The following is a 13,103-nucleotide window of genomic DNA, read 5'->3' on the forward strand; positions in this document are numbered from 1 at the left end:
TGTTTGCTCCTGAATGTACTTTACCGTTTGTTTCTTAAATTCTTCATTGTAACGTTGCCGTTGTTCTCCCATGCCGTAGACACCTCTTCTTTCGTTAGGTCTATTATTTCTGTTCCTTAACGATGTGTCCACTTTTTATTCTAGCTGCATCAGCGGTCTTATTTGCGTATTAATGGGTAATATCCATGCTTCGAAGGTGGAATAGCGTTTCTCAGGTTCGTTACATTTTCAGACGTGCCAATCTGTGGTGAATAGCGTGTCTGATGTTCGTTAGAATTTATGTACAGTCCGGAGGTGCGTTCGCCGGGAATTTTCTCGAAGGGCCTGAAGGGGAGCACGTACTAGACTAATAAACCAACAGCCTCTGCAAAATTATCTGTGTTTACTTTGAAAATAGTTGATTCAGAACGAGATACATCGTTACAACGATCATAGTAACACCTTGAACAACAGTGGTGACGGTAGGTTGATTAAACTACGAATAGTTTGGGGGTATTATGAAACTTTCGGATATTAAAAATTTACCTGATGTAATGTCCAAAGAAGATTTAAACAAACACTTTGAAGCTTACTTGGATTTGGTTGAAAACGTAGAGAAATTGGACAGCATAGACGTTTTAGAAACATTATCCGAATTGGCGGATAGAAAGGTCTATACCTACGAATTGTTGGAAATTAATCTACGATCAAGAGTGGATCATATTGTGCAACAACTGTGGGATGTTTCATCTGCGGAGTTAGTTGATCATTACGCTTATGTAGTTATAAATCTAAATTTGACAAAAAGTTATGAGTTAATGAAGTCAGCTTTGAACAGGGGTCTGGACAAGCAAGTTAGGGAAATCATTGAAGAGACGATCAATGAAGTTGGAGAAGACATAGATACTCCTTATAAATCGAACTGATTCATAAGCAAATGTCAACAGTAAACGTGACTTCATATTGAGGAAAAGTTAACTCTAAAATTAATATGTTGGGATAGACGAAGTAGGAAGATTAGGATGAGCAGAACCAAGATTAGGTTCCAAGTACTGCTATATTTCGGATGTATATGGGGTGCTGAGAACTATATAAAAATACATCGTTAGTAGCTACCTATTCATTGGGGAGTTTACTATAATAAAGCTTCATTTTATTATCGAACCGTGTTCTTATGCCAATAAAATTCGGAAGTAAATATTCGTTTAACAACCAACATATTATATGAGGTACTCCATGACCACAATAAAAGTAACCCCAGAGCAACTTCTTGCCGTATCCAAACAGTTCGAAGTCGCCCAGCACCGGATTTACCAAATGAATAATAACTTGAAACAACGGTTGTTTGAAATTGAGAGAGGGTGGAATGGCAGCACAAAAGAAAGATTTTATGTTGATTTCACTCATGCACAGCAGGTTATGGATAACTTTGTCACCTTATCAATGTCAATATCGAAAGAACTCAGAGGTCATGCGGAAAAGTTCAAACTGGTCGATAGTCAAACCGTACAATCTTATGACCCGAGGTGTGCACCACCGCCGCCAGATGAATGCAGGGCTCCTGCAGTGGATACTCGTAATGTGTTCCAAAAATCGGCTGACAGTTTGGCAGAGTTGGGTCGTGCATTCATGCAATCTGCGGAAGATCGATATCAAAAACGTTATGATAGTATTGGTGGATTTTTGGATTACTGGACGTTCGGTATTCCTAGTGGACTCGTTCAAGGGTATATGGATCGTGCAGATAAAGCGTTCAATTCTCCCAATGATACAGCCAATTGGCTTACATTCGGTATTCATGGCACGATCCGGGAGGCTACCTTCCCAACCAATGCCTGGTCTAGTGAGCACTGGGCTAATATGATTGGTATGGGAGGAATGTTGGTCGGCACCGGATATGCCTCTTCTCTCATTAAGCCGCATAATCTACTGACATCATCAGGAGGCGGTGTGAAAATAAATGCCTTCAACCGTCCACCGGGTACAGGACAAATGACGGGAGGCTTTAATGGATTTCAAGATCAACGTCTTCGAGTAATAGAAAATATATCCGAGTCCAAAAAGGCGAGAGAATCCTCTAAATTTTCCGAGTTTGTGGAGAAGGAAAAAGAGTTTGGGAAAAATAATATTGAAGATGAAACGGTTGCCTATTACAGAGTTCAAGGTGGTGGAAGTGGTAGTAAAACCAGCCAATATAGAATTGTTGTACATGAAGATGGTAGTATAGAAATACCAAACAAAAAAGCTGATTTAAATGTTAGTGCTTATGACTTGGAACACGCACTTTACTACAGAGATTCCAAAAGGCCTGGTGGAGAAATAGTGGAATTCCAAGTCCCGAAATGGTTAGATGATTTTGTGAAAGAGACACTAATACCTCAAGACGGTTACAAAAATAATCCTCTTAATCAGCAAGGGACAGCGGTTAAAATAGTTGATCCTACAACGCCAGGAACAAGCTATGAGTTCCCTGTACCTTGGATGGAATGGCTAGAAGAGTATGGAGGCAGTGCTAAGAAAAGATAGAAGAATTTCATGATGTTTAAATGGAGATGAATTTGTGACCAACCAACCTGTTTATGCTGACATTATTATTGTTGGAGTTTATTATAAAAATATTTTTAATTGGTATCTAACCGATAAAGATTACTGGATTTTGGATTTAAACAAACGTAGAGAAGATTTTTTGAAGGCTGGCTATAGTTATGATTTAGATCCCATTCTAGACTTTAGATTTAACATTGAAGTTGTTAATGAGGAAACAGCAGAAGAGTTTCTGAATGCAATTGATGGATACAAGGTTAATCTAGATGACATCAGAACAATTATAGAGTCAGGGAACTACGGGGATACCATTCTATCTGTGGCTCCGTCGCTCCTCGTTCATTTTGACCATAAGAGACTAGTCTCTAATTTTCCCGAAACATTACCTTTTGAGAAATATGTCCCTAACGGTTGGTCTGGTGAGTATGCAAGTTTTGAAGATGATATTCCATCTAACGAGCGTTATTGGGTTATACAGGGTGTGGATGAAATAAAGAAACGATATCAAGTAGAGCAAAATCATTTAAAGGAGGAGGACTAACATGAGTGACAAACTAACCATAATTAGCGATAAATTTCGTAAAGGAAATACTGAGATTGAGGTAGAGGGACTTACTGTTGTGATCGATGGGACTATAAAACAAGTTTTTGATAAGATAAAAGTAGAAAAGGAATATGACAATTACACCGATATTCTTAGAGATGCGCTCATGCTTGGCCTAAATTCAATCATTAAAAAATGAACAGACTCTAACGCTTTTGGCGTTGGAGTTTTTTTGCCTAATGAGCCTGAATCGTCTATGGTGGTGTCGGATGCGGCAACGACTGCACTTGCGACCGCTGAGTCCGGCAAACATAGCATGAACCTTATGAAGAAACAGATGGAAAATATCTCGGATGTGTCGGATGGAGTAGTCTGCTGCTGTGGTGGCGCAAACCTCAGACATGCTGGAGCAGCAGACGAACGAGATGAGCGAAGCTGTGAGAAAAGTGAAGGTATAACAAGGAGCTTTGTGTTCGCATGATTACAGATGATCCAGCTCAATGGCCTGTCTGAAACGCCGGGCGAATCGTTCTGCGGCAGCGGCGACCTCTTTGGATTCCGTCTGCACGAAGCCGATTTGCATCTTGGGCTGTTCGATCTCGGCAATCTCGACCATTTTGACCAAACCTTCTTTCCACAGCGGATGCTGGTAAAAGGAGTAGTCGTGGCCGATTGTAGCCGCGATATTGTTTTTTAACACGGTGCTGATGGCTTCGGAGTTATTGGTTTTGAACAGGATGGACAGTGGTCCGTAATCATACGTGAACTCCCGGAGAAAATCCTCGATGAAGCCGTCCCGGTACAGGGCGAGTTTATGTTCTTTCAACTGGTCAGGCGTAACGCGCGACTGTTTGGCCAATTCGGACAGATGATGGGTGCATACGACGAGCTTGCCGGAATACATGGGCGTGAAATGCAGACCGTCGAATTCCCGCAGCTGCTTGGTGTAGATCGCGATAAAGCCCAGATGGGTTTTGTTGTTGCGTATATCCTCAATGATCTCCATCGACCCTTTTTCTTCAATGGCAATGCTTAGCTGCGGATGCTCCCGCTTCATCTCTGCAGCAGACTGGACAAGATAAGGCATGACACTGGGGAAAGTAGCCACATGAAGCTCTCCGGTCAGGGAGGACGATTCGGCGTTCAGCGATTTCAATTCATCGATTCGTTGCAAAATGTCTAACGCTTTGGCAATAAATTGTTTGCCTTCAGACGTGGGGTGGGTACCTTGTCTGGAGCGTTCGAACAGGGTCATCCCTAGTTCTTTCTCCAGTCGATGAACGGATTGGCTAATCGCGGATTGCGTGACATGAAGATGCTCCGAGGCAGCGGAGAACGATTGGGTTTTGGCGATTTCGACGACATATTCAAGCTGTTCCAGATTCATGATCTCATCTCCGTTTAGTATTAATATATCTAATGTTAACATTAATATCTATAAATATGAATAATACATGAACGGCGATATAATAAATAGACAAGCATGACATTCATTGCTATTAGGCATGTAGACAAAGGGGATGAACGTGATGAAAGCAGCGGTATGGTATGGACATAAAGACGTTCGCGTGGAAAATCGCGAGGTTCCGGTCGCTCAGGCGGGTCAGGTTAAGATTAAAGTGGAGTATGCCGGCATTTGCGGCAGCGACTTGCACGCTTATCACCATGGCGTAGGGATTCAGGAAGGCGAGAATCATCCGCTCTCGGGACAGAAAGCTCCGCTCACGCTCGGGCATGAGTTTGCAGGAACCGTCAGTGAACTGGGAGAGAATGTGAGCGGTATCAGCGTAGGCGACCGGGTCGTGGTGGAGCCGCTCTATCATTGCGGAAAATGTGAGTACTGTATCCAGGGACGGTATAATCAATGTACCGAATTCGGATTCGTTGGGCTGAATGGCGATGGCGGTTTTGCCGAGTATGTAGTGGTCGAAGCCTATATGGTGCATCCGTTACCGGATAACGTATCCTTTGAGGAAGGGGCGCTTGTAGAGCCGACAGCCGTAGCTTTTCACGCGGTTCGTCACAGCAAGCTGAAAGTGGGGAACAAGGTAGCGGTATACGGAGCCGGTCCGATCGGTTTATTGACCATTTTGTCGGCCAAAGCTGCCGGTGCCTCTCAAATCTATGCCGTCGATGTGTTTGAGGAACGCCTGAACCTGGCAGCCCAATTGGGAGCGATTCCGGTGAACAGCGCCAAAGTCAATGCCACCGAAGTCATCCTGCAGCAATCGGGTGGAATCGACGTTGCATATGAAGCGGCTGGCGTGCAGCCAACGATGGACAGTGCTGTAGCCGTAGTCAAAAAAGGCGGGGAAGTCGTGGTCATCGCTGCGATTCCGAACCCGCTTCAAGTGAACTTCTTCGAACTGCTGGTCAAGGAAGCAAATCTGACCGCGACATTGGCGTATCGCCATATCTTTCCAGAGGTAATCTCGCTGATTGCAGAAGGAGCACTTGATGTGAAACAGGTCATCACCAAAAAGATCAAATTGGATGATATCGTGCAGGACGGCCTGGAGCTGTTGATGAGCGATAAGAGCCATGCGAAGATTTTGGTGGAGATCGGAGGCTAAGGTAAGAATTTAAAATAAAGTAGAATGATGCAAATGATGCAGCACTTCAACGAAAAGGACCGCTCGGGTGAGCGGTCCTTTTAACATGGATCCTTCCACTATGAATCATAACGGTAGCAGATAGCTTTGCCTCCATTCCCCTCAGAGCTGAACTCCGCATCCTCGACAAAGCCGAAACGTTCATATAATCGGATGGCATTCACCATCTGACCGCCCGTATATAGATAGACCGTATTTTTCCCCATGGCTTTGGCAGATTCCACGCATTTTTGGAGCAATGCCCGTGCAATCCCGTGCCCCCTCCACTCCGGATCGACGCCCAGCAAACGGATAAACGGATAATCGATCGGCAATTCAAAATTCGGATAGGCTCGGTGCGCCGTTTCGAACAATTGAACCGTGCCCACAATCCGGTCTTCGATCTTGGCAATCCACAATTCCGTCAGGTACGGATTGTCCACGGATTCCCGAATATCTTTCAAGTAGGCCTCCCATCGGTCCGCTTGTTCGAACGTCTCCCGATACTCGGCGTAACTCGCCACAAGGATATGTACAATGTCGTCATGGTCAGCTTTGGTGGCAGGATGAATCGTAATGGCAGCCGTTGTCATCTTTAATCCCCCTTATCTTATGGGTTAAGTTAGAAATGTAATTATCATGCATTGTATCACAACCCATTTCATCGGATTCATTCAAATTTTCTATATGCGACTCAGTCATTTCTATAGACCAAGGCATTATCGATTGAGCTGCGTCGAGTACAAGTGATTGCGATATTCGGTCGGGGTGTTGCCCTCGTATTGCTTGAACATGCGCAGGAACAGCTTGTAATCGGAGAAGCCGCACTGTCCGGCAATTTCTTTCACGCTGGCATTGGTGTTCAGCAGTAGCTGTTTGGCTCGGCGAATCCGTTCCGTGAGAATGTAGGTTTTGAGTCCGACTCCCTTCTCGCGCTTCACCATTTTGGAGATGTAGTCCTTGTTAAAGTTAAAATTCTCCGCGATCTGGCTCACCGTAATGTTTGTATGCAGATGAATGTCGACCCACTTGCAAATATGGTCCACAATCGCATTGTGCGGGCGATAATCGGCCTGGATGTTACGCTTCAGCTCTCGGAGCAGCAAGAGGGTAGCCGCATCGGCTTCCTCCGGCGAGAAGGACGACACATGCAGCAGCTGCTTGAACAGCTGATTGGCCATGGAAGGCACCTGAATGGTGGCATGCGTCGGAAAGTGCCGGAACTCTGCCTGCACGGCATCATAGTGAACCCAGTAGAAGCTAACGGGCGCGTCGCTGATCCGGTAGCCGTAATGGGTGCGGCCAGCTCTCAGGAACAGCAGATCATCGGCACGAACGACGTACTGCTTCTCTTCTTCCGCGATGTACATCTCACCTTCCAGCATCAAAATGATCTCGTGAACAGGCATGCTGCGCCGCATATGGCTCCAATTGCCTTCGGTGATGAACTTGCCGCACAGGTAATGTTCCAGTGACTTTCGCATAGGACGGATTTATCCACCTTTTCTTGGATTATGAGTCTGATGTAATTGTATTTTATTTGATAATATGGGGACATTCAAGCCATCAGGCGAACAGTGCAGCTTCGAGCGGTTGGATGATAACCACGGATTTTACCCTTTATATCACAGGAGAGCATGTACACAGCCTGAGATTACATACCAAGAAGGAGTGAGCTTCATGATCGATACGAAAAAAGGATTTCTGGGCCCGGAACATGTAGACTTGTTGGATGGCATCTTTCAAACATCGCAGGAGGTCGGAGAACGGTATTTGCTGTCGCTGGACATCGACCGTTTTCTGGCTCCGTGTTTCGAGGCGCACGGATTGACCGCCAAAAAAGAACGGTACGCCGGGTGGGAAGCCCGCTCCATCAGCGGCCATTCCCTCGGACACTACATGTCGGCGCTCGCCGTCACCTACCAGGCCACAGGCCATGAAACGTTAAAAGAAAGACTGGATTACGCAGTCAGCGAGCTGGCCTCCATTCAGCAGGCAACGGGCAGCGGATACATCGGCGGTTTGTCCGAAGAAGCGTTCCGTATCGCCTTTCGGTCAGAGCACATCGGCAGCTTCAATATTGGCGAATACTGGGTGCCTTGGTACAGCGTGCACAAAATCTATCGCGGACTGATCGACGCCTACAGATTGACGGGCAATGAAGAAGCGCTGGATGTCGTCGTACGCTTCGCCGATTGGGCCGTGGCCGGCATGGAAAAGATGACGGAAGAGCAGGTGCAGCACATGCTTCAATGCGAGCACGGGGGCATGAACGAGGTGTTCGCGCAGTTGTACGGGTTTACCGGCAAACCGGAGTATTTGGAGACGGCCGAACGGTTCACCCACCAAATCATCCTGAAACCGCTCGAACGCAGAATCGACGATCTTCAAGGCAAACACGCCAACACCCAGATTCCGAAGGTCATCGGCGCAGCCGAAATCTACAATCAGGACCCGGCGCGGCAGAGTTACCGGAGAGCGGCGGAGTTTTTCTGGAGCACGACCGTCAATCATCGTTCCTACGTATTTGGCGCAACGAGCATTTCGGAGCATTACGAGGCGAAGGGCATGGAGAGCCTTGGCATCAAAACCGGGGAGAGCTGCTGCACGCACAACATGCTGCATTTGACGAAGCAGCTCTATGACTGGACACCGGACAGCGCCTACATGGACTATTACGAAAATGCGATCTACAATCACATTCTCGGCACGCAGGACCCGGATACGGGCCACAAAACGTATTTCTCCTCCACGCTCCAGGGCCATTTCAAAATTTACGGAACGCACGACACCGCTTGGTGGTGCTGTACGGGCTCGGGTATGGAGAATCCCGGCAAATACGCCGAGGCGATCTACTTTGAGGACGGCGAGGACCTGTACGTGAACCTGTACATCGCATCCCGCCTGGATTGGACTTCTCAAGGGCTGAACCTGAAGCTGGAGACCCGATTCCCTTACTCGGAAAAAGTAACCCTGACGATCACCGAGGGCAGCGCCCCGGCCAATCTCAAGCTGCGCGTCCCGGGCTGGCTGCAGGAGCCGATGACGGTGACGGTCAACGGGGACGAGGAGCAGGCCGTCTCCCGCATCGAACCCGGGCATCTCTCCCTGGAACGGACATGGTCCGCCGGAGATACCGTGACGATTGCGCTGCCGATGGCTCTGCGCAAATACACCGCACGCGACGATGCGCACAAGGTCGCGTTCCTGTACGGCCCGATCGTGCTCGCGGGCGCGCTCGGAAGCGACGGATTGCCGGAGGATACCATCATCGACGAGACGGCGCTGAATGCCAAGACGGCACCCGTGCCGGTCATCTGGACCGAGCAGGATGACGTGACCGAATGGATCAAGCCCGTGGACAAGGACCGATTGATCTTTGAACTGTCCGGCACAGTCACCTCGGACGGCCAAGCCGTGAAGCTGATTCCTTTTTACGACATCCATCATGAATTCTATACCGTATATTGGCCGTACAATGACGAAGGCGACGCGGTGGAGAAAGCGCTGAACGACATTACGATCGACCGCGTGGAGCCGGACGGCCAGCAGGACGAAATCGGTCACCGGATGGACAGCAACTGCCGCGAGACGACGTTCCAGGGATCGTTTGCGGACGGGCGCAACAAGATGGTTATGTGGCGCGAGGCCTATGGCGTGAACGACGCTTACTTCAGTTACCAGCTTGCTGTGGAGGGGACGGCACCGAACTATCTATCCGTCGCATATTGGGGCGGTGACCATTCGCCGTTCGAACGGGACGGGTCGTTGTACAAACGGGAGTTCGAAGTGCTCGTGGACGGTATTGTAGTGGGCGACCAGCGCATCCATATGAATAAAATCGGGGAAGTCTTCCACGTGGCGTATGCGATTCCGGAGGAAGCGACGTCTGGCAAAGACAACGTAACCGTCATGTTCCGGGCCAGCGGGGAGCAGGGCTGTGCGGGTAAAGTCACCGAGGTGCGCACGACGAGAAGCAAACCGCAATCGATCTTTTCCTGATCGTCGAGGATAATGATCATAAGGTCAGTCCAAGCCGTGATAAAATGAGGGGAAAACGTCGCAAAAGGAGCTGATCTCATGGCAAAACCCGACCCAAACGGTATATATAGTTTTGAGGATTGGCTGAGCTGGGAAGGATCATGGGAATGGATTAACGGAAGAGCACATGACTTGTCGCCTGCACCAGCTTCCTTGCATCAATTTGTCGTGGGAGAACTGCACTTTTCGCTGCGCACGTTTTTCCGAAACGATGCCTGCATGGTGTTTACGGCTCCCTTTGACGTCTTTCTTAGCGAGAGTGGACAGTTTGATTCGCCGGATCATGTGGTGCAGCCCGATCTGTCGGTCGTGTGTTCGAAAGAGCAAATTTCCCGCCAAGGATGCAGCGGCGCTCCTTCGCTGATCATCGAAGTGTTGTCTCCATCGACGGCGCTGAAGGACTTTAATGAAAAGTTCAACTTGTACCAGAAGTACGGCGTGGGCGAATATTGGATCGTGGATCCCGGCAACCGAACCGTACATGTATATACGCTGGAAGAGGGGAGTTACCAGAGTCGCCAGTTGTATGCGGAACAGGATCTGATCCAATCCGTACTGTACCCCGGATTGAACATCCCACTCCCAAGCCTGTTCAGGCTGAACGACGAATCTTAAGACTTTCAGAACGCTTGCGAATCCATATATGCTTGCTAATGCCCTGACACTTTCGTCGGGGCATTTTTTTTGCAGGAAGATTATACAAAAAGTGACACGTCTGCATCTTTTCTGCGTATTACCCATTACATACACTTTTTCTATAGCGGATTACTATGTTTTTCCTGCCTTGTTCCGCATCCCATTCCGTTCCCGCGTATTTTTACTTGTTGTCCTCATGAAATGGAAATGGGATAAGCCACTCTCACGTATATTTTGAATAAACGCAAAAACAAGCTTCGTTTGTCAGAAAGGACCACCCCTTTATGAAAGGAGGAACCGGATGCCCATGATGAGATACATAAAAATGCTGGGGCTGATCGTTGGCCTCGCCGCACTGAACGTGCTGGTCTTTTCCCCGGGTTTGATCGGGCTTGGTTTTGACGGAGGCGCCTTTACGACCGCGCTTGCCGTAACCCTGCTCTTCGGCAGTGCAGCCGCGCTGCTGTATGGAAGCTATGCCCTGCTGTTCAGGCAGCCCGTCGCTTTGCCGGTGAAACGGATCGAAACCCACGAAGATTACGTCGAGGCGTTATCCTTTTACAGGCGAATCAAGGTGCTGCATGAAGATATAGCACTTGCCATGTCCCAGCTGAACCGGATGAAAAACAAGAAAGAAACGCTCATTAACGTATTGAACCAGCGCTTCGAACCCGGTGAACTGAGCTACCAGAAGTTTGCGGGCGTGGCTATGGAGGTTGAGAAACTGCTCTATCTGAACATCCGCAGCATCTTGAACCGGCTGAACGTGTTCGACAAAGCGGAGTATGCAAGCATGATGAAATCGAAGCCGGCCGGGATGTCCGATCAGCTTTATCAGGAGAAAGCGAAGGTTTATCAGGATTACTTGTCCTATATGAAAAGCACGCTGCACATCAATGAGGAAATTTTGTTGAAGCTTGACCAGTTGCTGCTGGAAATCTCCCGCCTGGACGGCGTGGCAGCCGAAGAGATTGAACATATGCCTTGCATGAAGGAGATCGATCAATTGATCAGGCATACCAAACTATACAGATAGTGAGGGGTTGTAGAATATGGCGAAGAAGGGGAAGTTTTGGATCACCTCCATCGTAATGCTGGTGCTGGTGTTCGGCTTGGTTTATGCAGGCATTACGCTGACGTCCAACCTGGGCAAAACGGGTTCGCAAGTGAGCACTGAAAATGCGTCGAAGCAGCTGGCCAAAATGGTTGCGGACATCCATCCGGGCACGGCAGAGCCGGTAAAAGGACAAATCGACCTTGACCCGGTGAATGTGGCGGACGCCCTGCCGGATATCTCGAAATTTCCGATCACGGTAGAAAGCACGACCAGTGATTACGTGGAAATCTTTTCGTCTCCGGAGAAATCGGGCACCGGCGTGGACGGTTGGCTGACGGAAGTGGCCGAGGCGTTTAACCAGGCAGGCATGCAAGTGGATGGCAAACCGGTATCGGTCAAAATACGCAACATCGCTTCCGGTACGGCTGCCGATTACATCAAGTCGGGGAAATACGTGCCTGATGCCTATACGCCATCGAACGAGTTTTGGGGCGAGATGGTCGCGGCGAGCGGGGTGAACACCGATATGGTCGCCCAGCGTTTGGTCGGCAACGTGCCCGGCATCGTCATCTCGAAAGCGAAATACGATGCGCTGGTGGACACCTACGGTTCGGTAAACGTCAAAACGGTGACCGAAGCGATTGCGAACAATGAGCTTTCCATGGGATATACCGATCCATTTGCGAGTTCGACGGGGCTTAATTTTCTCGTTACGGCATTGAACACCTACGATAGCGCCGATCCGCTCGGCGAAACGGCCATTCAAGGCTTCGAGAAATTCCAAGCCAACGTGCCGTTTACCGCGTCTACCACGATCCAGATGCGGGAAGCGGCCAAGTCCGGCAGGCTGGATGCGTTCGTGCTGGAGTATCAGACGTACGTCAATACAGCCGACCTGAAGAGCGGTTACGTGTTCACGCCGTTTGGCGTAAGACACGACAGCCCGCTCTATGCGCTCGGCCAACTGCCGGAGAACAAGCTGGAGATCATTCGCCAATTCGCCGCGTTTGCGGAAAAGGATGAATACCAGCGTTCGGCGGAGGAATTCGGCTTCAACGGCCTGCAGGATTACAAATCCGAATTGGCCACCATTGACGGCGGCACGCTGCTTGCAGCCCAGAAAGTATGGAAAGAAAAGAAAAACGGCGCCAAACCGATCGCTGCCGTGTTTGTCGCCGACGTATCCGGAAGCATGGACGGCGAACCGCTGAATCGGCTCAAGGAGTCGCTCCGCCAAGGGCAAAAATATTTGGGAACCGACAACAGCATCGGCCTCGTGTCTTATTCGAGCGGCGTAACCATAAATCTGCCGATTGCCAAATACGATACGAACCAGCAGTCCATGTTCGTCGGCACGGTGGACAGTTTGCAAGCAGGGGGCGGCACGGCAACGTTCGACGGCATCGCGGTTGCGATGAAAATGCTGGAGGATTACATGGTCGACAACCCGAACGTGAAACCGCTGATCTTCGTCCTGAGCGACGGCGAAACGAACGAGGGTCACACCCTCAAGGACATTCGCGATCTGGTGGAGACGGCTCAGGTTCCGATCTATACGATCGGTTATAACGCCGACATCAAGGCGCTGGAGAGCATATCGAGCATTAACGAGGCGGCGAGCATCAATGCGGATACCGACGACGTCGTGTACAAGATCGGCAACCTGTTCAACGCACAGATGTAATTCAATCCATGAATGAGGGGGAACGCG

The 13,103-nt window shown here is 49.0% G+C and carries 12 protein-coding genes; 9 read left to right on the forward strand and 3 right to left on the reverse strand.

All coding sequences use genetic code 11. The annotated features are described in order from the left end of the window. Positions 1-497: 497 nt before the first annotated feature. From RSX24_RS18330 to RSX24_RS18345, 4 genes are all read left to right on the forward strand, one after another. Positions 498-905 (forward strand): hypothetical protein, encoded by a 408-nt coding sequence (locus tag RSX24_RS18330; protein WP_343261408.1) that lies wholly within the window; start codon positions 498-500, stop codon positions 903-905. A gap of 310 nt (positions 906-1,215) precedes the next feature. Beyond that, positions 1,216-2,505 carry a WXG100 family type VII secretion target gene (locus RSX24_RS18335; protein ID WP_343261409.1) on the forward strand — a complete coding sequence of 430 codons (1,290 nt, stop codon included), beginning with the start codon at positions 1,216-1,218 and terminating at the stop codon, positions 2,503-2,505. A 34-nt stretch (positions 2,506-2,539) separates the two neighbouring features. After that, positions 2,540-3,064 (forward strand): hypothetical protein, encoded by a 525-nt coding sequence (locus tag RSX24_RS18340; protein ID WP_343261410.1) that lies wholly within the window; start codon positions 2,540-2,542, stop codon positions 3,062-3,064. A gap of 1 nt (position 3,065) precedes the next feature. Then, on the forward strand, positions 3,066-3,266 hold the full coding sequence (locus RSX24_RS18345) for a hypothetical protein (RefSeq protein WP_236421035.1): 201 nt from the start codon (positions 3,066-3,068) through the stop codon (positions 3,264-3,266). 282 nt (positions 3,267-3,548) lie between these two features. Here RSX24_RS18345 and RSX24_RS18350 read toward each other — a convergent pair whose 3' ends face one another. Beyond that, a complete protein-coding gene (locus RSX24_RS18350) occupies positions 3,549-4,454 on the reverse strand; it encodes a LysR family transcriptional regulator (RefSeq protein ID WP_343261411.1) in 906 nt (301 codons plus the stop codon). 142 nt (positions 4,455-4,596) lie between these two features. On the opposite strand from RSX24_RS18350, the gene RSX24_RS18355 reads away from it, so the two are divergent. Further along, entirely contained in the window at positions 4,597-5,640 is a 1,044-nt protein-coding gene (locus RSX24_RS18355) for a 2,3-butanediol dehydrogenase (protein ID WP_343261412.1), read from the forward strand. Between the two features lie 98 nt (positions 5,641-5,738). On the opposite strand, the gene RSX24_RS18360 is transcribed toward RSX24_RS18355, so the two are convergent. Both RSX24_RS18360 and RSX24_RS18365 read right to left on the reverse strand, forming a co-directional pair. Continuing rightward, positions 5,739-6,251, reverse strand: coding sequence for a GNAT family N-acetyltransferase (locus RSX24_RS18360; protein ID WP_236421032.1), 513 nt, complete (start codon positions 6,249-6,251; stop codon positions 5,739-5,741). 126 nt (positions 6,252-6,377) lie between these two features. After that, complete coding sequence (locus tag RSX24_RS18365; RefSeq protein ID WP_343261413.1) at positions 6,378-7,142, reverse strand: helix-turn-helix transcriptional regulator; 765 nt, start codon at positions 7,140-7,142, stop codon at positions 6,378-6,380. Positions 7,143-7,338: 196 nt separating this feature from the next. Between RSX24_RS18365 and RSX24_RS18370 the strand changes: the two genes are divergently transcribed. From RSX24_RS18370 to RSX24_RS18385, 4 genes are all read left to right on the forward strand, one after another. Then, entirely contained in the window at positions 7,339-9,660 is a 2,322-nt protein-coding gene (locus tag RSX24_RS18370; RefSeq protein WP_343261414.1) for a beta-L-arabinofuranosidase domain-containing protein, read from the forward strand. 78 nt (positions 9,661-9,738) lie between these two features. Then, positions 9,739-10,314: a Uma2 family endonuclease gene (locus RSX24_RS18375; protein ID WP_343261415.1), complete on the forward strand. Its 576-nt coding sequence runs from the start codon at positions 9,739-9,741 to the stop codon at positions 10,312-10,314. A 328-nt stretch (positions 10,315-10,642) separates the two neighbouring features. Beyond that, positions 10,643-11,371 (forward strand): hypothetical protein, encoded by a 729-nt coding sequence (locus RSX24_RS18380; protein ID WP_343261416.1) that lies wholly within the window; start codon positions 10,643-10,645, stop codon positions 11,369-11,371. Positions 11,372-11,387: 16 nt separating this feature from the next. Then, the gene (locus RSX24_RS18385; protein ID WP_343261417.1) at positions 11,388-13,076 is read left to right on the forward strand and encodes a vWA domain-containing protein; all 1,689 of its coding nucleotides are present in this window, start codon (positions 11,388-11,390) and stop codon (positions 13,074-13,076) included. Positions 13,077-13,103 lie beyond the last annotated feature (27 nt).

Source organism: Paenibacillus hubeiensis (assembly GCF_032334105.1).
Classification (GTDB): Bacteria; Bacillota; Bacilli; order Paenibacillales; family Paenibacillaceae; genus Paenibacillus; species Paenibacillus hubeiensis.

Excerpts from the sequence above, each read along its gene's own strand:
- RSX24_RS18365 (WP_343261413.1), bottom strand. The coding sequence starts at position 7,142 with ATGCGAAAGTCACTGGAACATTACCTGTGCGGCAAGTTCATCACCGAA.
- RSX24_RS18370 (WP_343261414.1), top strand. The coding sequence starts at position 7,339 with ATGATCGATACGAAAAAAGGATTTCTGGGCCCGGAACATGTAGACTTG.
- RSX24_RS18385 (WP_343261417.1), top strand. The coding sequence starts at position 11,388 with ATGGCGAAGAAGGGGAAGTTTTGGATCACCTCCATCGTAATGCTGGTG.
- RSX24_RS18350 (WP_343261411.1), bottom strand. The coding sequence starts at position 4,454 with ATGAATCTGGAACAGCTTGAATATGTCGTCGAAATCGCCAAAACCCAA.
- RSX24_RS18375 (WP_343261415.1), top strand. The coding sequence starts at position 9,739 with ATGGCAAAACCCGACCCAAACGGTATATATAGTTTTGAGGATTGGCTG.
- RSX24_RS18360 (WP_236421032.1), bottom strand. The coding sequence starts at position 6,251 with ATGACAACGGCTGCCATTACGATTCATCCTGCCACCAAAGCTGACCAT.
- RSX24_RS18345 (WP_236421035.1), top strand. The coding sequence starts at position 3,066 with ATGAGTGACAAACTAACCATAATTAGCGATAAATTTCGTAAAGGAAAT.
- RSX24_RS18355 (WP_343261412.1), top strand. The coding sequence starts at position 4,597 with ATGAAAGCAGCGGTATGGTATGGACATAAAGACGTTCGCGTGGAAAAT.
- RSX24_RS18380 (WP_343261416.1), top strand. The coding sequence starts at position 10,643 with ATGATGAGATACATAAAAATGCTGGGGCTGATCGTTGGCCTCGCCGCA.
- RSX24_RS18330 (WP_343261408.1), top strand. The coding sequence starts at position 498 with ATGAAACTTTCGGATATTAAAAATTTACCTGATGTAATGTCCAAAGAA.
- RSX24_RS18335 (WP_343261409.1), top strand. The coding sequence starts at position 1,216 with ATGACCACAATAAAAGTAACCCCAGAGCAACTTCTTGCCGTATCCAAA.